The organism is Pandoraea cepalis, from assembly GCF_902459625.1.
Classification (GTDB): domain Bacteria; phylum Pseudomonadota; class Gammaproteobacteria; order Burkholderiales; family Burkholderiaceae; genus Pandoraea; species Pandoraea cepalis.
In genome coordinates, this window is record NZ_CABPRY010000002.1 from 253032 (window position 1) to 275524 (window position 22493).

At 65.1% G+C, this 22493-nt stretch carries 20 protein-coding genes; 12 read left to right on the forward strand and 8 right to left on the reverse strand.

The features are described from left to right. Window positions 1-83 precede the first annotated feature (83 nt). Complete coding sequence (locus tag PCE31107_RS06035; protein WP_130026987.1) at window positions 84-1136, forward strand: YeiH family protein; 1053 nt, start codon at window positions 84-86, stop codon at window positions 1134-1136. A 123-nt stretch (window positions 1137-1259) separates the two neighbouring features. Then, window positions 1260-1430: a hypothetical protein gene (locus PCE31107_RS23300; RefSeq protein WP_165385362.1), complete on the forward strand. Its 171-nt coding sequence runs from the start codon at window positions 1260-1262 to the stop codon at window positions 1428-1430. Window positions 1431-1523: 93 nt separating this feature from the next. Here PCE31107_RS23300 and PCE31107_RS06040 read toward each other — a convergent pair whose 3' ends face one another. The 4 genes from PCE31107_RS06040 to PCE31107_RS06055 all read right to left on the reverse strand — a co-directional run bounded on the left by PCE31107_RS06040 (window position 1524) and on the right by PCE31107_RS06055 (window position 4491). Beyond that, on the reverse strand, window positions 1524-2417 hold the full coding sequence (locus PCE31107_RS06040) for a glycosyltransferase family 2 protein (protein WP_150607173.1): 894 nt from the start codon (window positions 2415-2417) through the stop codon (window positions 1524-1526). Between the two features lie 15 nt (window positions 2418-2432). Continuing rightward, the gene (locus tag PCE31107_RS06045) at window positions 2433-3545 is read right to left on the reverse strand and encodes an O-antigen ligase family protein (RefSeq protein ID WP_174966565.1); all 1113 of its coding nucleotides are present in this window, start codon (window positions 3543-3545) and stop codon (window positions 2433-2435) included. A gap of 323 nt (window positions 3546-3868) precedes the next feature. Beyond that, window positions 3869-4216 (reverse strand): hypothetical protein, encoded by a 348-nt coding sequence (locus PCE31107_RS06050; RefSeq protein WP_130026984.1) that lies wholly within the window; start codon window positions 4214-4216, stop codon window positions 3869-3871. A 62-nt stretch (window positions 4217-4278) separates the two neighbouring features. Next, the gene (locus tag PCE31107_RS06055) at window positions 4279-4491 is read right to left on the reverse strand and encodes a hypothetical protein (RefSeq protein ID WP_130026983.1); all 213 of its coding nucleotides are present in this window, start codon (window positions 4489-4491) and stop codon (window positions 4279-4281) included. A 285-nt stretch (window positions 4492-4776) separates the two neighbouring features. Here PCE31107_RS06055 and PCE31107_RS06060 point away from each other — a divergent pair, with 285 nt between their 5' ends. From PCE31107_RS06060 to PCE31107_RS06070, 3 genes are all read left to right on the forward strand, one after another. Further along, window positions 4777-5730: a LysR family transcriptional regulator gene (locus PCE31107_RS06060; RefSeq protein WP_150607177.1), complete on the forward strand. Its 954-nt coding sequence runs from the start codon at window positions 4777-4779 to the stop codon at window positions 5728-5730. A 214-nt stretch (window positions 5731-5944) separates the two neighbouring features. Then, on the forward strand, window positions 5945-6598 hold the full coding sequence (locus PCE31107_RS06065) for a DUF4286 family protein (protein ID WP_150607179.1): 654 nt from the start codon (window positions 5945-5947) through the stop codon (window positions 6596-6598). Between the two features lie 65 nt (window positions 6599-6663). After that, the gene (locus PCE31107_RS06070; RefSeq protein ID WP_150607181.1) at window positions 6664-8013 is read left to right on the forward strand and encodes an MFS transporter; all 1350 of its coding nucleotides are present in this window, start codon (window positions 6664-6666) and stop codon (window positions 8011-8013) included. Window positions 8014-8121: 108 nt separating this feature from the next. Here the strand turns inward: PCE31107_RS06070 and PCE31107_RS23780 are convergent, their stop codons facing one another. The 3 genes from PCE31107_RS23780 to PCE31107_RS06085 all read right to left on the reverse strand — a co-directional run bounded on the left by PCE31107_RS23780 (window position 8122) and on the right by PCE31107_RS06085 (window position 11199). Next, window positions 8122-8691, reverse strand: coding sequence for an ATP-binding protein (locus PCE31107_RS23780; protein WP_150607183.1), 570 nt, complete (start codon window positions 8689-8691; stop codon window positions 8122-8124). 201 nt (window positions 8692-8892) lie between these two features. Next, window positions 8893-10194 carry a UDP-N-acetylglucosamine 1-carboxyvinyltransferase gene (locus PCE31107_RS06080; RefSeq protein ID WP_150607185.1) on the reverse strand — a complete coding sequence of 434 codons (1302 nt, stop codon included), beginning with the start codon at window positions 10192-10194 and terminating at the stop codon, window positions 8893-8895. Between the two features lie 204 nt (window positions 10195-10398). Continuing rightward, window positions 10399-11199 carry a GntR family transcriptional regulator gene (locus PCE31107_RS06085; RefSeq protein ID WP_246181738.1) on the reverse strand — a complete coding sequence of 267 codons (801 nt, stop codon included), beginning with the start codon at window positions 11197-11199 and terminating at the stop codon, window positions 10399-10401. A gap of 314 nt (window positions 11200-11513) precedes the next feature. Between PCE31107_RS06085 and PCE31107_RS06090 the strand changes: the two genes are divergently transcribed. The 7 genes from PCE31107_RS06090 (at window position 11514) to mdoH (ending at window position 21447) form a co-directional block, all read left to right on the forward strand. Continuing rightward, a complete protein-coding gene (locus PCE31107_RS06090; RefSeq protein ID WP_150607187.1) occupies window positions 11514-11738 on the forward strand; it encodes a DUF3311 domain-containing protein in 225 nt (74 codons plus the stop codon). Continuing rightward, complete coding sequence (locus PCE31107_RS06095; protein ID WP_150607188.1) at window positions 11735-13210, forward strand: sodium:solute symporter family protein; 1476 nt, start codon at window positions 11735-11737, stop codon at window positions 13208-13210. The genes PCE31107_RS06090 and PCE31107_RS06095 overlap by 4 nt, the downstream gene beginning before the upstream one ends. A 20-nt stretch (window positions 13211-13230) precedes the next feature. Then, on the forward strand, window positions 13231-14421 hold the full coding sequence (locus PCE31107_RS06100; protein WP_150607190.1) for an amidohydrolase family protein: 1191 nt from the start codon (window positions 13231-13233) through the stop codon (window positions 14419-14421). Beyond that, window positions 14418-15689: an MFS transporter gene (locus PCE31107_RS06105; RefSeq protein ID WP_150607192.1), complete on the forward strand. Its 1272-nt coding sequence runs from the start codon at window positions 14418-14420 to the stop codon at window positions 15687-15689. Before PCE31107_RS06100 ends, PCE31107_RS06105 begins: the two co-directional genes overlap by 4 nt. Before the next feature lie 292 nt (window positions 15690-15981). Further along, window positions 15982-16923, forward strand: a complete 942-nt coding sequence (locus PCE31107_RS06110) for an alpha/beta hydrolase family protein (protein WP_150607194.1) — start codon at window positions 15982-15984, stop codon at window positions 16921-16923. 325 nt (window positions 16924-17248) lie between these two features. Beyond that, on the forward strand, window positions 17249-18808 hold the full coding sequence (locus PCE31107_RS06115) for a glucan biosynthesis protein G (RefSeq protein ID WP_370363111.1): 1560 nt from the start codon (window positions 17249-17251) through the stop codon (window positions 18806-18808). Beyond that, complete coding sequence (gene mdoH / locus PCE31107_RS06120) at window positions 18805-21447, forward strand: glucans biosynthesis glucosyltransferase MdoH (RefSeq protein ID WP_150607196.1); 2643 nt, start codon at window positions 18805-18807, stop codon at window positions 21445-21447. Before PCE31107_RS06115 ends, mdoH begins: the two co-directional genes overlap by 4 nt. A gap of 112 nt (window positions 21448-21559) precedes the next feature. Here the strand turns inward: mdoH and PCE31107_RS06125 are convergent, their stop codons facing one another. Continuing rightward, on the reverse strand, window positions 21560-22324 hold the full coding sequence (locus PCE31107_RS06125; RefSeq protein ID WP_150607198.1) for a peptidoglycan DD-metalloendopeptidase family protein: 765 nt from the start codon (window positions 22322-22324) through the stop codon (window positions 21560-21562). Window positions 22325-22493: the final 169 nt, after the last annotated feature.

The window sequence follows — 22493 nt, forward strand, 5'->3', positions numbered from 1 at the left end:
TGGATAATTCGTATTTGATATAACGATTTTTATTATTTAATCGACGTTCGTAAACTTGTAGTCATTCCAGAAGCGAGGCTGTGATGACAACAAAAACCGATACGACTCCCCCTCCCACGGCCAGCCGCCCTAACGCGTTGGTGCCGGACCGTCAGAATCCGTGGGCAGGCCTGATTCTCTCGACCGTCATCGCGTTTGCCGCGCTGTTGTTGGGGCGTCAGATGCCGCTGGTCGGCGGCCCTGTGTTCGGCATTCTGCTCGGTATCGTCGTTCGCAATGTGTTCGCGCCCGGTGCACGGTATGAAGCGGGCATCCGGTTCGCCTCGAAGTACGTGCTCCAGTGGTCGATCATTGCCCTCGGCTTCGGCCTGAGCCTGTCGCAGGTGGCGCATACGGGCCTGGAGTCCTTGGCAGTCACAGCCGTGACGGTGACCGCCGCCGGTCTGTCGGCCTGGGCGCTGGGCCGCGCACTGGGTGTCGGCGGCAAGCTCAAGCTGCTCATCGGCATTGGCACGGCGATTTGCGGCGGATCGGCGATTGCGGCCGTCACCCCCATCATCAAGCCGGACGACCACGAAACGGCATTCGCGATCTCGACCATCTTCCTGTTCAATATCGCGGCCGTGGTGCTGTTCCCGATGCTCGGTCACCTGCTGCATCTTTCCGATCTGGGATTTGGCATGTGGGCGGGTACGGCGATCAACGATACGTCGTCGGTGGTCGCTGCCGGTTACAGCTACAGCAAGACCGCAGGTGATTACGCGACCATCGTCAAGCTCACGCGTGCCACGCTGATCATCCCCATCTGCCTGGCGCTGGCAGCGATTGTGGCATACCGCGCCAAGCGTGCCGGGGCCGCCAACTTCAGCCTCGCCCGCATTTTCCCGTGGTTCATCCTCGGTTTCCTGATCGCCTCGGGAGCGCGCACGGCGGGGTTTGTGCCGGCCGAGCTGCAACCCTGGATTCATGACGCGGCAGAATTCCTCATCATCGTCGCTCTCACGGCCATCGGCCTGTCATCGAACCTGCGTCGCATGGCATCGACCGGCGTACGTCCCATCCTGCTGGGGCTGGGCGTATGGGCTGCGGTCTCGGTGAGTAGCCTCGCGGTGCAACTGGCCATGGGCCAACTCTGACGCGCCGGGCGGTCGACGTCGTGTGCAAGTAGCACAAATCCGGCGGGCAAGCCGGGTTGCGTCGCCTAGAATGGAATCACGGACGACCGCGGGTCGTCCGTGATGCCTTTTCAGGAGGCCGTCATGACAACGTCTTTTGGTGAGATGTGGTACACGATCGGTGCCCTGGCCGTGATCGTGCTGCTGGCCGGGATGGTGTGGGAGCTGGGTCTGTGGTGGACGCGACACCCCGATCATCGCGCGGTGCAGCGAGTCGGGCACGCGTGGGCGAGAATTCGTCACCCTCGGCATTGATGGCCGGACATCCGGCGTTTCGGATCGGTCGCGGGGGCTTCACGCCGTGCGGCTGACGTGTGTCGGCCGACGCAAGGGCGTTGGCTGCGCCGTTCAGTCCAGCTTCAAATGCCGCGGTACGTTGGGGTCCCAGCGTTCAAGATCTTCGAGCGGATAAGGCTTGCTGCCATGCAGCGCGCGCTTGAAGCGGCTCTTGCCGCTGGGGCGGGGGACGTTAGGCAGCGCGGCACCCGCCGGCGTGCCGGCCAGATCGAGGTAGTCGCGCTTGAACTCAGCCTGTGTCATTCCCCACTTCATCAAAAACTCGCGACTGCCGCGATTCTTCACCACACGCCCTGTCGAGCGGCATCCGAAGTGATAGACCACGCTCTTGCCCACGATGCGGAACGTGCGGCAGCCGACGAGCCACAACTTCATCAGAAAGTCGTCGTCGCTACTCATGCCCGGCCCGAATTCGATGCTGTAGCCGCCGACCAGATGCCATAGTCCGCGGCTCACCAGCGTGGGCTGCGTCGGCACGCCGTTCACGTCGCTACGGTTCAGCGAGGCGGCGAAGGCCAGCAGGGCGGTTTCGTCAAATGTCTGCGGGGTCGTGCCGAAGTCGTGCGATATCACTTGTTTGCTGACGCCGGCGTTCGGTTCGATCATCACCGACGAGAGGTAATAGATCGGCGTATCGAGCGCACGGGCGGCATCGATGAGCGCGGTGTCCCAGCCCGGGGTGACGAACATGTCGTCGTTCAGGAAGAGCAACTGATCGTGCGATGCCAGCGGCGCGAGCTGATTCAGCGCGAGGCAGACCCCCACGTTGCCGATGCTGTGCGTGTAACGCAACCCCTGTTCCCGAACCCATGCCAGCGTACCGTCGCTCCCGTCGTTGACGTGCACGAGGATCTCGTGCGCCTCGCCGGAATGACGGCGAACGCTATCGATGCACAGCTTGAGAAACGGCAGGTTGTTCCAGGTGGGGATCAGGATGCTTAGCATGGGGGGATAGAGCGGTTATTTGCGCTCCGGTGAGCGGGCCGTAGTTTCTCCGCTTTCCGATCTCACCGGGCACGCAATGGCAGCGAATGCCGCCAGCATCGTCGCGTAAAACGCGGTCGTGACCTTGAGATTGAATGTCTCCACGGTCAGCCCAAAGATGAAGAACGCCACGGCGGTGAGCAGACCGAGCAGGCCGGTGCGGCGTGCTCGCTTGTCTCCGCGGCGAATACAGAGGATGAAGAACCAGGCCGGTACGAAGTACACGGCAAGCATGGCGATTAAGCCGCCGAAGCCATAGTCGGCGGTGTAGGCAAGAATCTGATTGTGGACCTCTCCACGGCCCAACTCGGCGGCGGTTGGCGTGATGATGCCTTTTTCTGCCATCGGTGCCATGGCATCGTGGAAGCCGTGCGCGCCCAATCCCGTGACAGGGTTTTGGCCAATCAGGATAAGAGCTGCTTTGTACAACTCCAACCGAATGCCGACCGATGAATCGGGCTGCCCCTTTGCCATGTTCGACAAATCGAGCGATATATCGGTGAACATGCGTGTGCGAACGGTTTGCGAAATGCTTACGGGCAACACAATGGCGGCACATAACACGACGATTGCCGCCCAGCGTGCACTACGATTCAGCGCTTTTCCGCCGATCCAGACGCACAAGAGGACCATCACCGGCAGTGCAATCCAGCCGCCCCGCGACTGACTGGCCCACGACGCATAACCGCCGGCCAGGGCGCCAGCCAGTTTGAAGATGACCCCCAAAACGTGGTCACGTTTGAGCCAATTGATCGAGAGCGCTGACAGCACGCCCAGGAGCAAGGCAATGTCACCGAAATGAATTGGATTAAGGAATGTGCTCTCTGCTCGAGTCGCTAATTCGATGAGCGAATAAGACGCCATCACGGCGGCCGCAAACGCCCCCATGGGCAAACCGAACGACACCCAGGCGGGCAGGTTCTCGCTGAGCCGTCGCAACGCGAACATGACCACGATCGCGATCAGAAACCGGGAGGGCGAGTCAAGCGTGTTGCCGGCGACATGCCCGTGAATCAACTCGCTCAGCATTACGGCAGCGAACGGCAGGCAGAGCGCGATGGTGAAAACAGTCAGGGCGTGACGCGGCATGACCGAGGCCGATGGCGTGGGCACCGGCGTTTTCGCGTCGACGACAAGCACGAAAAGACTGCACGCGAGCAGAAGGAACATCACGACGTTTCCCCCGCGAGGAACGACTAGCGTCGCAGCGGGAAAGAGAAGAAGCAATGCACCTAGAATCGATGTAACCGCTCGCCGTCGAATGCAGGACGGCAACGTCGAAGTGAGGGGCATGGGGTACTGAGGGCGAATCCGCTAAAAATTAGCGAGAAGTATGCCAGAAACAGTCCCCAACAGTCGGGTTTTGCGTCCTCCGCGTGAAATAGCGTCGCGCGCGACGCTTGTCCCGACCACTACAAGTTCATCGCCCCCAGCACGCCGCACAGATGCAGCGCCACGTGAGTCCAGGCGGCTTCATCGTACGACTGGCCTTCGCGGGCCAGCCGCTGTGCCTCGTGAAACGCGCGCCAGAGGGCGGCGGCGCTCGACGGGGTGCCGCCGGCCAACTGATACTGGCGTTGCAGGGCCTCCGCCAGCCATGGCTGCTCATGGGCACAGGCCTCGGCGTATGCCTCGACCGCGACGCGGGCATAAGGGTCGCCCGCGGGATCCAGCACGACCGGCTGGCGGGGGACCGAGCGCGGGATCGCGGACAGGACGTGGCGCTCGGCGGCGCTGTGGCGTGTGGCGTGATGTTTCATCAATGATGATCTCGTCTCGGTGACCGCGCCAAGGCCGCTGGCGCGGAATCGCTTGCGCGGACTCAGTCGCTTTCCATCTCTCGGATAAACAGCATGGCGGCATGCTTCGCCTGATCGATGCTGGTGAAGGTGCGGCCGTCCATGGGCCAAACGTCGACCAGCACCGCATAATTGCCGGGCTGATCGGCCTGCATGATGCGTATGTAATGCTGCCGGAACACGCACCGAGCAAGTTCCACGGTCGGATGCGGTCGGTGGAAATGGGGGGTTGCCATGACAGTCTCCAGATATTCGGCCCTCCGGCCTCGACGGGCCGTTGCAAGACATCCAGCAAATCTCGTGCCAAGCCTCTCGAGACGGTTAAGTGCATGATTTGTAAGGGGCGGGGCAGCGCTTGCCACCGACGCCCGACATAAAACGTTACGGAAACGAAACACGGCGGGAACGCCCGGCCGTAACAACCTTTCCCGGATGTCGCATGCCAGGCCATTTCGGGTGCCGGTTTTCTGTTCCCGCTAGAATCAGAGACTTCCGGCACTCACCACCGCCCGTCACACCGCATGAACCTGCGATTCCTCGAAACCTTCGTCTGGCTCGCCAAGCTGCGTAACTTCCGTCTGACGGCCGCACGTCTGCACACCACGCAGGCGGGTGTGTCGAGCCGGATCGCGTCGCTGGAGCAGAGCTTCGGGGTGCGTCTGTTCGACCGCAGCGCCCGGGAGGTCACGCTCACGGCGGCCGGGCAGAAGGCGCTGGCGTATGCGGAGCGCATCGTCATGCTCGGGCAGGAGATGAAACGCGAGTTGACCGATCCCGACATGCCGCCGGGGGTGCTCAAGATCGGTGTGGTCGAGTCGATCGTGCATAGCTGGTTTCCGGATCTGGCCGCGCGAATTCGCCACGACTATCCGCAACTCGAGATTGAAGTCACCAGCGAGACGACCATCCGACTTTGCAAGCAACTCGAAGCCGGTACGCTCGATCTCGCGCTGCAAACCGACGTTCTGCACGGCGCCGGCATCGAGAATTTGCCGTTGGCCGAATTTCCGATGCGCTGGGTGGCGAGCCCGAAGCTCAATCTCGAAGGCGAAACGCTCGATGTGGCCGATCTGGCGGCGTACCCGCTGGTGAGCTTTTCGCGCAACTCCGGCCCGCACAAGACCCTTGAACGCATGTTCTCGGTGGCGGCCGAGCGGCCGGTGCGCGTGAACTGCATGACCTCGGTCGCGGCGATCATCCGGCTGGTCGTGGACGGCTTCGGCGTGGCGATGCTGCCGCCGGCCATCATTCAGCGCGAACTGGGCGAGCACAGCCTGCATTTGCTGCGCGTGAACGCCCATTTCCCCAACCTGTCGTTCGTCGGGTCGTTCCGCCAGGGCGCACTGCTCGCCGAAAACGTGGCGCGCCTCGCGCAACGCACGGCCAGCGAATTCGCCCTGAACATGGGGCCGGACATCGCCATCCCACCCGCCGCCGCCATGACCGCCCCGGCCTGGGGCGCCGCCGAATCCTGAGCCTTCGGCGCTCGGCCGTGATCCTCGCCATGCCTCGCGCGCACACGCCCCGCGCCGCCACCGCCCGACACCGGTCATAAGAATTTTCTGTCGCGGCGAATTTGATTTCTTGTTGGACGCGTTTTCCCCCGTTTTGCACACTCGGCGAGACGGTCGACCCGCGAGCATCGCGTGTTGGCCGGCCTCCCGATTGTTGAAACCGATGGAATGCCTCATGACTGCGACTGCTCCCCGCGCCCAACTCTGCATCTGGACGAATATCGATCCGGCCTTCGACGCTGACTTCAACCGCTGGTACGACCGCGAACACATGCAGGAGCGTGTGGCCATCCCGGGCTTCAAGTTCGCTCGTCGCTTCAAGGCCCTGCACGACTGCGCGCGCCCCTATCTGGCGCTTTACTGCACGCAAGACGCCGCCGTCTTCACGAGCGAACCTTACGCCCGGGCTTTCCAGCATCAGACCGAATGGTCGCTGCGCAACTTCGCGCGCATGCAGGGCACACAGCGCCGTGTCGGCACGCTCGATATCGAGGCGGGCGAAGGCGAGGGCGGCATGCTGGCCATGTTCGTGCTGAGCGAGGCGGTCGTCACCCAAGCTCATGCGCGGCTGGGCGCGCAGCTCGCCGAACTCGCACAGGGCGACGGTATTGTCCGCGCCACGCTCCAGGTCACCGTGCCGACGCTGTCCGTCTCGCTCACCGCCAAGGACGCGCCGCTGCCGCCTGCCGATGCCGTCGTACTGATCGAAGGCACGGATCAGGACACGGTGCGCGCCGCCGCGCAATCGCTCGCCGCCGCCTACGGGGTGCCGGCCGGAGAAGTCACCCGCTTTGCCATGTTGTGGCGTCTCGGCGCCAACGACGACTGACGTCCCGCCACCTTCTCGCGGGATCCGGCCGTCCGGTGCATCCCGCAGACACCCTGGAGACATCCATGACAACGTATTCCGATACCCACGACGCTCGGCAAACCGACGCCGCCACCCCCTCCACCGCGGCCGCCACCGGTCATGCGAACCCGAAAAAAGGGCGGCTCGCGACCGCCAGCATGGTGGGCACTACGCTCGAGTGGTACGACTTCACCGTCTACAACACGCTCGCGGCGCTCGTGTTCAACCATCTGTTCTTCCCGTCGGTCGACCCGTTGGTCGGCACCATTCTCGCCCTGTCGACCTATGCCGTGGGCTACGTGTCGCGGCCGCTTGGCGGCTTCGTGTTCGGCAATCTTGGCGACAAGATCGGACGGCGCGCCGTGCTGGTGCTCACGCTCGTGGTGATGGGACTGACGACCGGCCTGATGGGCGTGCTGCCCACGTACGCGTCGATCGGTATCTGGAGCCCCGTGTTGCTCGTCGCCCTGCGCTTCGTGCAAGGCGTCGCGCTTGGCGGCGAATGGGCGGGTGCGGTGCTGCTGTCAGTCGAGCATGGCGATCAGCGCAAGCGCGGGTTGAATGCGTCCTGGACGCAAGTCGGCCCATCGTTCGGCACCCTGATCGCGACGGGCCTCATCGCGCTCATCACGCTGTCGATTTCCCCCGACGACTTCCTCGCGTGGGGTTGGCGCCTGCCGTTCCTGCTGAGCCTCGTGCTGGTCGGCTTCGGTCTGTGGGTGCGTCGCGGTGTGGAGGAAACGCCGATGTTCGAAGCGATGCAGCACTCGGCGCGTCAGGCGGACATGCCGATTGCCGAAGTCTTCCGTTCGCACTGGCGTAACCTGCTGGTGGCCGGCGGCTCGCGCATCGGCTCGGACGTGCTCTACGCGCTGATGGTCGTCTTCACGCTGACGTATGTGACGGGGACGCTGCACCTGTCGCGTCCGCTTGCACTCACGGCCGTGCTGGCCGGCACGGCATGTAATGCGCTGACGGTGCCCCTGTTCGGCGCACTGTCCGATAAGCTGGGTCGCCGCCCGGTGTATGGCTTCGGTGTGCTGTGCGCGGTGATCTGGGCATACGGCTTCTTCGTACTGCTCGATACGTCCCACCCGGCACTGATCGTGCTGGCCGTCGTTATCGGATTGGTGATTCACGCGATCATGTACGGGCCGCAGGCGGCCTTCGTCACCGAGCAATTCCCGACGCGGGTGCGCTACGCCGGTTCGTCGCTGGCCTATACGCTCGCGGGCATTCTCGGGGGCGGCTTCGCACCGCTCATCATCGTGACGCTGTACAAGACATACGGCACGACGGTCTCGGTGTCGCTGTATGTCACGGTGGCGCTCGCCGCCACGGCCATCGCGCTCCTGGCCGCGCGCGAGACGGCCCACCTGCCGCTCAAAGACTGAGGGGACCGGCTTCCCGAAGCAGTACCGCGGCATGCCCTCGGGCGTGCCGTTTTCGTTTGATGGGCGCCTAGTGGAACGTCGATGCCGCAGGGGCCTGGCACAGCGCGGTCAGTCCGGCCAGATCGCCACGCTGCGCGAGATGGTGAACCTGCCGCGCGGCAGGTCGTCCTTGGCGATGCCGCAGCCGGAATCCTCGACGCCGAAACAGACCTGCATGAGATCGGCGCGTGTCGCGTCCGGCGTTGCTGAAAGCGAGAGGGTGATCGTTCCGTTGGCGGTGTACTTCGCTGCGTTGTCCAACAGATTCCCGAGCACCTGACGCACGCGCTTGGCGTCGAACGCGAGCAGGGGCGGCAGCGGCGCACGCACGTCGAGCAGGAAGGCGTTACCGTGCTTGCCGGCGAGACTCATGCCCTCGTGCGCCACGCCGTCGACGAACGCATGGGTGTAGACCGGCGCGACATGCAGCGGGTCGGCCGCGCCCCCGCTCGCATACTCGATCAGGTCGTTGCTCATGGCGAGCATGTGATGCGCGCTGCGGCGGATGATGCGTCCACGGTCGGCGTCTTCGAGCCGCACGATGCCGACGCTCAACCAACGCGTGAGCGATGCCGTGCCGCGATTCTCGACGCTGCCCGTGAGCCAGAACGCCGAGCGGCTGTAACCCGGATTAAGCATGCAAACGTCATGTGCCGTCGGGCAAAGCTGCGATGATCGCGGGCGCGAGCGGCTCAGGTAAGGTCATTCGTCGGGTTCGTCGGGGCGAAGACCGGTGTGGGGCGATCGGGGGGGCGTCTACCGCCGGCGTGTCCCGTAGGGCGAGCCCGGCCCCCCTGGGGGGGGGCGGCAAACGACATGTGCGCACACGAAAGCGCGGGCTTACTCCTGCGGTGTCCAGACGACGTTCGCGCCCACCGAGCACAGGTTCTCGACGAAGCGCGGATGCGCGCGCCGGATCGGATCGGCGTTCTTGATCGTCGATTGCCCGTCGATGCTGGCCGCCACCATCAGCAAGGCAATCGCCACGCGGATGATGTACGGACTCTCCACGACGGCGGGCGAGAGCGGCACGCCACCGAACGTGATCAGGCGGTGCGGATCGGACTGGAACACATGCGCGCCGAACTTCGACAACTCGGTCGACCAGCCCATCGCCCCGTCGTAGACCTTGTTCCAGAACATGGCGCTGCCTTCGGCCTTCACCCCCAGCGCGATAAAGATCGGCAGCAGGTCGACCGGGAAATACGGCCAAGGCGCGGCTTCGACTTTCGTGAGGATGTTCTGCGTGAACGGCGCTTGCACCTTGAGCTTGCCCTGCGCGGTGGCGGTCGACCAGCCGTCGCGATGCTCGACTTTCACCCCGAACTTCGCGAACGTGCGGTCGATGAGCGGGAACTGGTCCGGCGCCGTGTTCTTGACCGTGATTTCCCCGCCGGTGATGGCACCGAGCGCGAGGAACGTGGTGATTTCATGGAAGTCTTCGGCGAAGCGGAATTCGCCGCCGCCGAAGCGCTCCACGCCTTCGATCGCGAGCTGCGACGTGCCGACACCTTCAATGGGCACGCCCAGCATCTGCATGAAGCGGCAGAACTCCTGCACGTGCGGCTCCGACGCCGCGTTATTCAATTGCGAGCGGCCCCTGGCCGTTGCCGCGCACAGCACGAAGTTTTCCGTGGTGGTCACCGACGCGTAATCGAGCCAGTGATGGATCGCGGGGTGCGCCTCGTCCGCATGGATGAGCAGCGAGCCTTCGGTGCGCTCGACACGTCCGCCAAAATGCCGCAGCACTTCGATGTGCGGATCGATCTCGCGCACGCCGAGCGTACAGCCCTTGACGTTGTCTTCGATGCGGGCGACGCCAAAGCGCGCGAGCAGCGGCGGCACGAGCATGATCGACGAGCGCATCTCTTCCGGCAGATGGTCCGTGCGCGGATCGAAGTGGGTATCGCGATGGTGGATGTCGAGCGTGCCGGCGTCGAAATCGACGTTCACCTCGCTGCCGAGCTGACGGAAGATGTCGAGGATCTTGCGAACGTCGGTGATCTCGGGCACGCCGATGAGGCGCACCGGCTGATCGGTGAGCAGCGTGGCGCACAGCACCGGGAGAACGGCATTCTTGTTGGCGGAGGGGGTGATGCGGCCACGCAGTGGCTGGCCGCCGTGGACTACCAGATGGGACATGGGCTTCCTTCGGGCTTCTTGCTTGAGCGTGTCAGGCGGGGGCGAAAGTGGCAGGCGGGCGCAGGCCCGTCGCGAACAGGCGCAATATACCCCCGATTCAGGGTCGTGTGCCACGCGACCCCCACGCCCGTGGTGGGATTGCCGCGCCGCTTGACGGGCGACGGCGCAACGTGTCGCGGGGGGGATGGCGGGGCCGGAGAAAGCCTATGACCCCGTGCCCGCGAACGCCTCGGCAAAAATGGCGCGGAAGTCAGGCGTCTCCGCGGCGGCGGCGCGGGTGAGCACGCGTGCTTCGAGTTCGTCGAGGTGCGCCGTGGCGAGCGCAATCGCCGCCTGCGTCTTGCCGTCACGCAACTGGCCGACGAGTTGGGCGTGCTCCGTGGGCGCGCAATGCATGAATTCCGCCGGATCGTACAGCGCCTTGTAAAGCTCCGTCTTGGCCACGAGCTGACGCGCGAACGTATCGAGTTCGACACTCTGCGCCATGCCGATCAAGATCAGATGAAACTCGCCCGCCAGGCGAATCGATCGCTCGTGCGTGCCCTGCGCATGCGAAAGCGCTTCCAACGCGACGTGCGCGTCGAGCGCCGCAAGCTGCGACGCACTCAATTGCCCGCAAATGCTCGCAATCACACCGCTCTCCAGCACGCGGCGGGCGCGGTAGGTCTGCCGGATGTCGTCGAGCGACGGTTGCGGGACGAACGCGCCCCGGTTGGGTTCGAGCACCAGCTTGCCTTCGAAGCCGAGCCGGGCGAGCACCTTGCGCACGGCGCCCCGGGTGCAGTCGAGCGCTTGCGCCAGATTGCGCTCGCGCAGCGGCATGCCCGGCCGCAGCTTTCCGGAGAGCAGCGCCTGCGAGATGGCCATGTAGACGCGCGCCTCGATCTGCTGTCCCGCGCTGCCCGACGTGCCATCGTCGCCGGCCGCCAGGCCCGCGGCGGTCTCGGTGGCGGCTTTGGGGCGTGACGCGTCGCGCGGCGACGCCGGTGCTGCGGTGCGGCTCAAGCCTCATCTCCTGGATAGACGCGGTTCGCGTGGGTGTGGGGCGCATTGTACCCGGCCCCCTTCGCCTGTCGGCGCTGCCTCCCGGAAAACCCTCGGTTTCGGCTGTGCCGCGATTGCAACCTTGCATTTCGGCAAATCGTTGCCGATAATGGTCAACAAAAATGGTTAACCATTTGTTTGTGTATGGTTGATAATATGGCGAATCGATGTAGTGCGCCATGACACCGGACACCACCGAATTGGCCAAGCCAGCGGGCTGCCCACGGCGACGTGTGTGCGGCCGACCATTGAATCCTCTAGGGTCTGGAGACGTCATGAAACCTGTGCATTGCCTGGCCGCGCTTCCCATCGCGGCGTTTTACAGCGGCGGTTGGCTGGCCGAACACGTAGGCACCCGTTTGGCGGGGCTGCCTTTCCTGATGGCGTGGAATATCGTCTGGCTGCTGCTCACGTCGGCGGTCATGGTCGTGATGTTCCGCTTTGACGGTTCGCGCGAGTCTGCGCAGGATGCGCGCGAACACGACGGAGCGACATCATGAACGCCGCCCTGACCGTCATTGCGGCGTTCCTCGCTTTTGCGCTCTTCATCGGACTGCGCGCGCGGCGCGGTCGCACGATGAGTCTGGAGCAGTGGGCCGTGGGTGGCCGCGGCTTCGGCACGCTGCTTGTCTTCCTGCTGATGGCAGGCGAGGCGTTCTCGACCTTCACGTTCCTCGGCGCGAGCGGATGGGCGTACAGCAAGGGGCCTCCCGCCTTCTACATCCTCGCTTACGGCGCGCTCGCCTATCTGCTCGGCTACTGGATGCTGCCGGCGGCGTGGCGTCACGCAACGCGACATGGCTGTGTGTCGTTCTCCGACTTCTTCGCGACGGCCTACCGCTCGCGCGCGCTGGGTGTCGTCGTCTCGGTAGTCGCCGTGCTCGGCATGAGCGCGCTGCTGATCATTCAGTTGCGCGGCCTGGGCATCATCGTGTCGGAGGCATCGTACGGCACGGTTCCGCCGGTGGTCGCAATCTGGTGCGGCGCGATCGCGATGGTGGCGTACATCACGGTGTCGGGCATTCACGGTTCCGCGAGCATTGCGATCTACAAGGACATTCTGATTCTCGTCATTGCCGTGTTCCTCGGCGTCTATCTGCCGCTGCATTACTTCGGCGGATTCGGCGAGATGTTCGACCGCATCGAAGCGGCGCGGCCAGGCTTTTTGCAGATGCCCACAAGCGGCCTGACGCTGTCCTGGTACAACTCCACGATTCTGCTCACGTCGCTGGGTTACTACCTGTATCCGTACGTGTTCACGTCGGTGTACGCGGCCAAGACCGAGAGCGCCGTGCGCAAGAACACGATTTTGATGCCGCTGTATCAGATGGTGATCGCGTTCATGTTCTTCGTGGGCTTCGCCGCCATTCTGCAAGTGCCGGGCCTGACCGGCGCGGATTCGGATCTGGCGCTGCTGCGCATCGTCAAGCAGACGTTTTCACCGTGGTTCGTGGGCGTGATCGGCGGCGTCGGGGTATTGACCGCGCTCGTGCCCGGTTCGATGATCCTGCTCAATGCGTCGACGCTGATTGCGAAGAACATCTACCGCGACGGCTTTGCGCCGCATGCGAGCGATGCCTTCGTGGGCAAGCTCGCCAAGCGTGTGCTGCCGGTCTTCGGGCTGGTGGCGGTGGGCTTCGTGTTGCGTGGCGGGGCGACGTTCGTGGCGCTCGCGCTCTTCGCGTCGAGCCTGCTCACACAACTGTTCCCGTCGTTCGTGTCGAGCTTGTTGCCGCGTCCATTCGGCAACAAGTACGGTGCCTTCGCGGGGATCGGCGCCGGCGCTGTCGTGCTGGCGGCGGCGGTCGGGTTCGACGTCACCCTGCGCACGTTGATGCCGGGCGCATCGGATACCGTCGGATCGATCAACATGGGGCTGGTGGCGCTGGCGGTGAATGCGCTGACGTTCGTGGTCGTGAGCCTGCTCACGCGCTCGCGCAACGTGGTGGCAGGCGTCCCGCAGGGCACCTGACAGGAAGCATTGAGGAAGGCATGACAACACTGGACATTCGCAACGCGCGCGGCCTCGATGGCGCGCCGCTCGACGTACGCGTCGAAAACGGACGGATTGCGGCACTTGCGCCGTCGCTGCCCAGCGCGCCGGGTAGCGGCATCCGTCTGATCGATGCGGGCGGTGCGCTGCTGCTGCCCGGTCTCGTGGAGGCACACACGCATCTGGACAAGACCGTCTGGGGCATGCCGTGGTACGAGAACGCGTGCGGCTCGCGGCTGATCGAGCGCATCGACAACGAACGTCAGTGGCGTGCGCAGAGTGGGCATGACGCGGGGGCCGCGTCGCTCGCCCTCGCGCGAGCGTTCCTCGCGGCGGGCACCACGCGGCTGCGCACTCACGTCGACATCGATACCGACGCGGGCCTGCGTCATCTCGACGGCGTACTCGCCACGCGTGAAGCGCTGGCGGACACCCTCGACATGCAGATCGTGGCGTTTCCGCAGTCGGGCGTATTGGATCGCGAGGGCACCGTTGCCTTGCTCGACGACGCGCTCGCACGGGGCGCGGATGTGCTCGGCTGGCTCGATCCGTGCGCCATCGATCGCGACCCGAAGGCCTCGCTCGACGCCATGTTTGCGCTGGCCGACAAACACGGTTGCCCCGTCGACATCCATCTGCACGAGCCGGGCGAGATGGGCGTGTTCTCGCTCGAACTGATGCTTGAGCGCATCGCTGCGCTTGGCATGCAAGGCAAGGTCGTGGTGTCGCATGCGTTTTGCCTGGGCGAGTTGGACGCCGCGCGCGCCGAGACGATGCTCGCGCGCCTGGCCGATGCCGGCGTGGCGCTGATCACCACCGCGCCGCCCTCGCGTATCGTGCCGCCGCTCATGGCCTGCCGGCGTGCCGGTGTGCCGCTGGCGGGCGGCAACGACGGCATTCGCGACACGTGGACGCCCTATGGCTCGCCCGACATGCTCGAGCGCGCCATGATGATCGGGCTGCGCTACAACCTGCGTCGCGACGATGAACTGGAAATAGCGCTCGATTGCGTCACCGATCAGGGGGCGAGGGCATGTGGGTTCGATGCCTACGGGCTGCGCGTGGGCGCGCGCGCCGACCTGGTGCTCGTCGATGCCGTGAATGCTGCGCAGGCCATCGTCACGCGTGCGCCGCGCCGCTGGGTGGTGGCGAACGGTCATGTGGTGGTGAGCGACGGTGTGGCGGTATGACACTGTGGCTCGCCATCGTCGCGGTCGGGCTGACGCTGCGGCCGACGCTCACGTCCATCAGTCCGCTGCTGCCGCAAATCCGCGAGGCTACGGGGATGACCTATCCCGTGGCGGCGTTGCTCACGTCGCTGCCGGTGCTCGCGATGGGCGCGGGCGCCTTTGCGGCGAGCGGGCTGACGCGCCGCTGCGGTGAGCGGCGTGGGGTGCTGCTCGGACTGGTGGCGCTTGCGCTCGCCTGCGGCATGCGTTTCGTGGCCGACGATACTGCCACGATGATCGCCACGTCACTCGCGTCGGGCATCGGCATCGCCGTCATTCAGGCGCTGCTGCCCGGCGTGGTGAAGGCGAACTACAGCGCCGCGCGCATGACCGCGATGATGGGCTTGTACTCGGCGGCGCTCATGGGCGGTGGTGGACTTGGCGCGGCGATCAGTCCGTGGGCGGCGTCCGAGGCGGGCGACTGGCGCGTCGGGCTGGGGATGTGGCTTGCGGTTGTCTGCACGGCCGCGTTGGCCTGGTGGCGCGCGCCGCTGATTCAGGCAGTGGCGGCACCACCGGGGGCCGTGACGTCGGCGGCGGATTTGCGCGCGGCGTGTCGGGCGGCGGGCGAGCGTGTTGCCTCGGCAACCGGCGGTGCGCCATCGATGTTTGCGTTGCTACGCAAGCGTCGCGCCTGGACACTGGCCGTGTACTTCGGTCTCATCAACTGCACCTATACGACCATGGTCGCTTGGCTGCCCCCGTTCTATCAGCAACACGGCATGAGTGCGACACGCAGCGGGGCGTTGCTGGCTGGGCTGACGGCCTGTCAGGTCGTCGCCGCACTGACGCTGCCTTGGCTGGCGCGCCGTCACGCCGATCGCCGTCGCTGGCTCACGCTCGCGCTTGCGGCCACACTCGGCGGACTCATTGGACTGGCGCTCGCACCGGTCGCCGCCGCGTGCGCGTGGATCGGCGCCATCGGCTTCGGGTTGGGTGGCACCTTCTCGCTTGGACTCGTGCTTGCGCTCGATCATCACGCGCACCCGCCACATGCGGCGGCGCTCGCGGCGTTCATGCAGGGCGTGGGTTTTTGCATCGCGGCGCTGGCGCCGTTCGCCGCTGGCGCGGTGCTCGATCGCACGGGCAGCTTCACGCCGTCGTGGATCGGACTCATCATGCTCAACGTGGCGTTGATCGCGCTGACGTGGCGCTTCGATCCTGCGGGCTATGCGTCGGCGCTTCGCTTGTCGCGCGACACGCCCGGCGGTCGCCCTCAGCGCGCATGAGGCGCGCTGAATGCGCGCTCGACGCACACTCGAAGCGCGCGCCCGGCGTACGCGCCGCACCTCTCGCGCGTTGCGCACGCGAGACACGTATCCCTTAGGCAAAATTCCTGCGGAGTCCCTACGCAATCCGCGCTAAGATGGTTTGTCGTGTGATGTCGCAGCGGGACGTTGGCGCGAGACCGTGATGCCTGGCCGATCGGCGGGATTCGGCCGGGCGCGTGCACCGCTGGATACCAAGGGAGAACGGATGCTCGGAATGTCGCGCGGGGCCGTGGGTCGATCTTTCGGGACGATGCTCGTCGCGCTCGGTGCCTGCAGTGTCGGCGTGGCCTTGCTCGCGTCGTTTCCCTCTCTGGCCGCGGCGGCCGACACGATCGTGCCGCGGCATCCGACCCTCGACGCCGCACCGACCGCGGCCCCTGTTCCCACGCCGAATGCTTCCTCGCCGCCGACCGGCATCGACCAGCGCGTGCCGCGCAGCGATGGGGCGTATGCCAATCTTCATGTCTTCCGGCCATCCTTGGCCTGTCGTGGCGTGGCGGTGCTGAGTCCCGGAGCGGGCGATGACCGCGACGCGCTTTCCTGGTTGGGCCGCGCACTCTCGCAATACGGGTGGTTAACCGTGACCATGGCCCACAAGGAAAGCGGGCGCGACTCTTTGCGCGATCGGGTCCGCAGCGGTGGATTGCGCGACGGTTTGCTGGCACTCACTACGGATCCCGAAGCTTACGACGACCGTTTCGAAGACGCCGGGGCGGCGCTGCACTGGGCGCGAACGCAGTGCAGCGCGGGACCGGCCGTCTTCGCGGGGCACTCCATGGGGGCGGCCACCGTGATGATCGAGGCCGGTGCGAAGAATAAGCTCGGGCTCGACAGCCGCGACCGTTTCGATGGCTACATCGCGCTCTCCCCGCAGGGGCCCGGCCCGATCTTTCCGTCGGGCGCTTGGCATGACATCCGCAAGCCCGTCCTGTTGGTGACCGGCACACGTGACGCACCGCTCGATGGCAAGTGGCAGACGCGCACCGAGCCCTACGCGGATCTGCCTGCCGGTTGTCACTGGCTCGCGGTCGTCGACAGCGCCACGCATTTCAATTTCGCCGGTTTCGGCTATGGTCACGGTGACATCGAGGCCAAGGTGCTGCCGCTGATCCAGCGGTTTCTCGACAACGTGCGCACGCAGCGGTGTGCCGTCCCCACGCCGGCGACCGGTGTGAAATTCGAGGCGAAGTAAAGCGGGCCATGGCCCGGCCGGGGGTGCGGCGCCACCGGAGGCCGTCAATCGAAGAACCGGTGCGGCATCGGCCGTGTGGGCAGGGGGAATGGCGGGGAATGGGCGGGAAAGGCGGTGAAAGCCTTCCGTTTTTCCTATCGGTCACAAATCGTCACAAATTTGTGATGCGCCTGGAGCGGCGTCCCAGCGGACGATTGAGATAATGTGAGTGCCCGCTTCGAAGCTTTTGCGGATGCATCTTTCGTCAATCGGTAAATGAGCGGGTAAAATTGCGCGTTCGGCGCAAGCTGGCTACGGTCGGCACGCGCGTGTCACGCTATCTCCAATGCCGATGGAATTCCTGCTCAATTTCGTTTCCCGCATGATTTCCCGCCGTGCCTTGCGCCTGGCGCTCGCCGGCGTACTCAGTGGGTGCGCTCTGGTCTGCGGCGCCGCGCATGCCTTCTCGTTCGACGACGTTGCCAAACAGGCGCGCACGCTTGCGAACAGTCGCTACAAGCCGAAGGATCCGAATCTGCCGAAGGCGCTGCAGAACCTCTCGTACGATCGCTATCGCAATATCCGCTTCAAGCCCGAAAAGGCGCTGTGGCGTGCGCAGAAGCTGCCGTTCGAGCTGATGTTCTTCCATGAGGGCTCGTACTACGACCGTCCGGTGAAGATCAACGAATTGGCCGGCAACAGTGTGCGCGAACTGCGCTACAGCCCCGACATGTTCGATTTCGGCGCGCTGAAGGTCGATCCCAAGCAGTTGCGCGGGCTCGGCTTCGCGGGGTTCCGCATTCACTTTCCCGTGAACACCCCGAAATACAAGGACGAAGTGATGGTGTTCCTCGGTGCGAGCTATTTCCGCGCGCTGGGCAAGAACCAGACCTACGGCTTGTCCGCGCGCGGGCTGGCACTCGACACGGCGCTCAATTCCGGCGAGGAGTTTCCGCGCTTCACCGAGTTCTGGATCCAGCGTCCGGCCCCCGGCGCCAAGGAGTTGACGATCTACGCGTTGCTCGATTCTCCGCGTGCGACAGGCGCGTATCGCTTTACGCTGCGTCCGGGTGTCGATACGACGGTGGACGTGAAGGCCGAACTGTTCCTGCGTGAGAACGTCACCAAGCTGGGCGTTGCGCCGCTCACGAGCATGTTCTTCTTCGGTGAGAACCAGCCGGCGGCGGTGCCCGACTATCGTCCCGAAGTGCATGACTCGGATGGTCTGTCCATCGAGTCGGGCACCGGCGAGTGGATCTGGCGTCCGTTGGTCAATCCGAAGCGTCTGCTCGTCTCATCCTTCGCGTTGACGAACCCGGCCGGATTTGGGCTGCAGCAGCGCGACCGCGACTTCGGCGATTACCAGGATCTGGAGGATCGCTACGAATCGCGCCCGAGCGCCTGGGTCGAGCCCAAGGGCAAGTGGGGGCCGGGCCGGGTGGAGTTGGTGCAGATCCCGACCCCTGACGAGACCAACGATAATATCGTGGCGTATTGGGTGCCGGATGCGCCGCCCAAGCCCAGGCAACCGTATTCGATCGAATACCGGCTGTCGTGGCAGAAGGACAACGACAAGCGCCCGCCGATGGCGTGGGTGTCGCAAAGCCGGCGGGGACACGGCTACCGGGGAAAACCAGACGACAGTCAGCTGTTCGCGCTCGATTTCGAAGGTCCGGCGCTCAAGAAACTGCCAGAAGATGCCAAGGTCGAAGGGAACGTATCCATCGATGGCAATGGCAAGATCCTCGAAGTGCAGACGCAGCGCAATGACGTCACGGGAGGCTATCGCGTCATGCTCCGCATGCGCCGCCTCGATTCCGAGAAACCCGTCGAAATGCGCGCTTACCTGCGCAACGGCAGTAACACCCTATCCGAAACGTGGAGCTACCTGTTACCCCCCGAATGAGCGACCGTTCCGACATTCCGGTCGACGAGTTGTACGTCGACCGGCTGCCACTGCCCGCCGAGAAGCGCCGCGCCCTGTTGGCTCAAGCCAGGCGTGACGGCGGCGATTCGCTCGACGTCCTCACACGCTTGCAGCGTTTTCTCGCCGCGCGCGCTGTGAACGGCGCGGGCGATGTGCCGCCTGATGCCGACGATGCCACGGCCGATGCCGCCAGCGCGGCGCTCGCCGTGGCCGCGGGGCAGACCGCCGCGCAGGCCGACGCACCCGTTGCCACGGCCGGCGTGGCGACGGCCGTGTGGCATGCGCACAATATCGAGGAGATCGAATCCGGCAGCGACGCGGTGCTTGCCTCGCAATCGGTGCGTCTCGCGCTCACCGACGGCGGATCGCTCGCCGCCGCTGCCGGATTGAACGAAGTGCGTGGCGTACAAACCTTGCGCACCGCACCGCCGGTGCGCCGCACGTCACTCATTCCGCGCGCCTGGTCACTCAATCCGCTCGCGCGACTGTGGCGCAAACTGACCGGTCGCGAAGATCCCGATCCGCTCGTGCGCGACGCCCCGGATCCCAAAGGCCGATGGTCGCAAGCGGGCCGGCGCCGCCGCTGGATGCTGCTCGTGCTGATGATTGCGCAGACGGCGCTGGCCACACATTTCATGGCGTCGGTGCTGCCGTATCACGGGGCCGATCCGCTCGAATTCTCCGTGCTGGTGCTGTTCGTGCTGCTCTTCGGCTGGGTCTCGGCCGGGTTCTGGACGGCGATCTTCGGCTTCTTCGTGCTGCTGTTCGGCGGCGAACGCCACATGATCTCGAAGATGGCCGCCGGCGACGCTCCGATCGCGCCGGAGGCGCGCACCGCGCTCGTGATGCCGATATGCAACGAAGATGTCGGCCGCGTGTTCGCCGGGTTGCGTGCGACCTACGAATCGCTGGCCAAGACCGATTCGCTCGAACGCTTCGATTTCTTCATCCTGTCCGATTCGAACGAGGCCGACAATTGCACGGCCGAAGTCGACGCGTGGCAGGCGCTATGCCGCCAGGTCGACGGCTTCGGCCGTATCTTCTATCGTCGACGTCAGCGTCGCGTGAAGCGCAAGAGCGGCAACCTCGACGACTTTTGCCGCCGCTGGGGCAGCGACTATCGCTACATGCTCGTGCTCGACGCCGACAGCGTGATGAGCGGTGAATGTCTGACGAAGCTGGTGCGCATGATGGAAGCGCACCCGAGCGCCGGCCTGATTCAGACCGCGCCGCTCGCCGCCGGACGCGAAACGTTTTACGCGCGCCTGCAGCAGTTCGCCGGTCGCGTGTACGGCCCGCTGTTCACGGCCGGCCTGCACTATTGGCAATTGGGCGAATCGCACTACTGGGGCCACAACGCGATCATTCGCATGGCGCCGTTCATGGCGCATTGCGCGCTTGCCCCGCTGCCGGGCAAAGGTGCCATGTCGGGCGCGATTCTCTCGCACGACTTCGTCGAGGCGGCCCTGATGCGACGCGCCGGCTGGGGCGTTTGGATTGCCTACGATCTGCCCGGCAGCTACGAGGAAATGCCGCCGAACCTGCTCGACGAACTCAAGCGCGACCGCCGCTGGTGCCAGGGCAACCTGATGAATTTCCGGCTGTTCCTCGCCGAGGGCATGCACCCGGTGCACCGCGCGGTGTTCGTCACCGGCGCGATGGCCTACGTGTCGGCGCCCTTGTGGTTCATCTTCCTGATCCTCTCGACCTGTCTGCTCGCCAAGCACACGCTGGTCGTGCCCGAATATTTCACTGCGCCGCGGCAACTGTTCCCGGTCTGGCCGGAGTGGCATCCCGAGCGCGCGCTCGCATTGTTCTCGGCCACGGCCACGCTGCTCTTCCTGCCGAAGATCCTGGCCGTCGTGCTGATCTGGGCGAAGGGCGCGAAACGTTTCGGCGGGGCATTCGCGGTGACGGTGAGCATGCTCATCGAACTCGTGTTCTCGGCCGTGCTCGCGCCGGTGCGCATGCTGTTCCATACGCAGTTCGTGCTGGCGGCGCTCACCGGCATTGCGATTCAATGGAAGTCGCCGCCGCGTGAAGACGCCGAGACGCACTGGGGCGAGGCGATTCGCCGCCACGGCCTGCATACCCTGATCGGGCTGGGGTGGGGGGGCGTCGTCTACTGGCTCAATCCGGACTTCATTTGGTGGCTGATGCCCATTGTCGGATCAATGGCGATCTCGATTCCCGTGTCGGTGTTCTCCAGCCGGGTGTCGCTGGGGCGCGCGCTCAAGCGTGCGCGACTGTTCCTGATTCCGGAAGAGTCATGGCCGCCCAAGGAGCTGCGCATGACGGAAAAATACACGGCGGACGCGCGCCAGCATGTCACCTTTGTCGACGCCGTCGTCGACCCGATGGCCAACGCCCTCGTGGCCGCGAGCGTGGTGCCGACCCTTGACGACGCGAAGCGCGACGCCCGGCGTGCCGGCCGTGTCGAGACCGCGTTGCTCAAGGGACCGGCGAAGCTGACGAACACGCAGAAGTGGGAGTTGCTCAACGACCCGCGCGCGCTCGCAGCGCTTCATTTGCTCGTGTGGACGGACCCGCGTGCGCATCGCGATTGGCGCGACGCGCGCACCGATGGGATGTCGCAGGGCTTTCTAGCGTCGGCCTGACCGGCAGATAGGCAGAGGCTGGAGGCAAGGAAAAAACGGCAAGACATCGCGCCTTGCCGTTTTTTTCGTTTGCGGTATTCGCCCGCAGGAAGAAGCGGGCCGCAGCACTGAATTATCGCGAGGGCAGGAAGTCGCGGGGGTTGAACGGCGTGCCCTTCTGGCGCACCTCGAAGTGCAACTTGACCGTGCCATGCGAGTCGGTGTCGCCCATCTCGGCGATCTTCTGGCCCTTGCTGACCGACGCCCCTTCCTTGACCAGAATGGCGCGGTTGTGCGCGTAGGCGGTGAGGTACCCGTTTTCGTGCTGCACCATCACCAGGTTGCCGTATCCGCGCAACCCGCTGCCTGCATAAACCACCTTGCCGGCGGCTGCCGCATAGATCGGGTCGCCCGCTTTGCCGCCGATATCGACGCCCTTGTTGCTGCTGCCATTGAAGTTTGCCAGCACCGGGCCATTGGCGGGCCAGACCATCGGAATCCGGTTGGTCGCCGTGCGTGGGGCGGCGGGCGCGGGAGCCGGCTTCGGGGTCGGGCGGGCTTGCGGTGCGGGTCTGGCGGCGCCGGACGCGGCGGCCGCGGCACCGGCGGGCGGCACGACACGCAGGACCTGACCGACTTCGATCTTGTCGGGATCGGTCAGGCCGTTCCAGCGCACCAGATCGGCGGCACTGGTATTGTTGGCGCGCGCGATGCCATAAAGCGTGTCGCCGGACTGTACGCGATAGCTTCCGGCGGGCACCGGGCCATAGATCGGTGACCCGGCGCAGGCGGCGAGCGTCAGGCAAACGGCCAGACTGAGCGCGTGCGTGCGGCAACGGGACACCCAAGCCGGTTGGCTTGGCGTACGAGCGTCAGACGGCGACGGCGAGGGGCGCATGAGGCGAGTAGGCTCCATCCGTAGGTGGTTATGGGGGTTGAGTGGCGCGGGCGCGGGAAAAAACGCCCATTGTACGGGCAGCAACCCCGGCAAGAACACCCGAAGCCCGCCCAAATCTCCCGCGAGGGCGAGAAATTGTTACGAGATTTGCAGGCCTTACCCTGTTGAC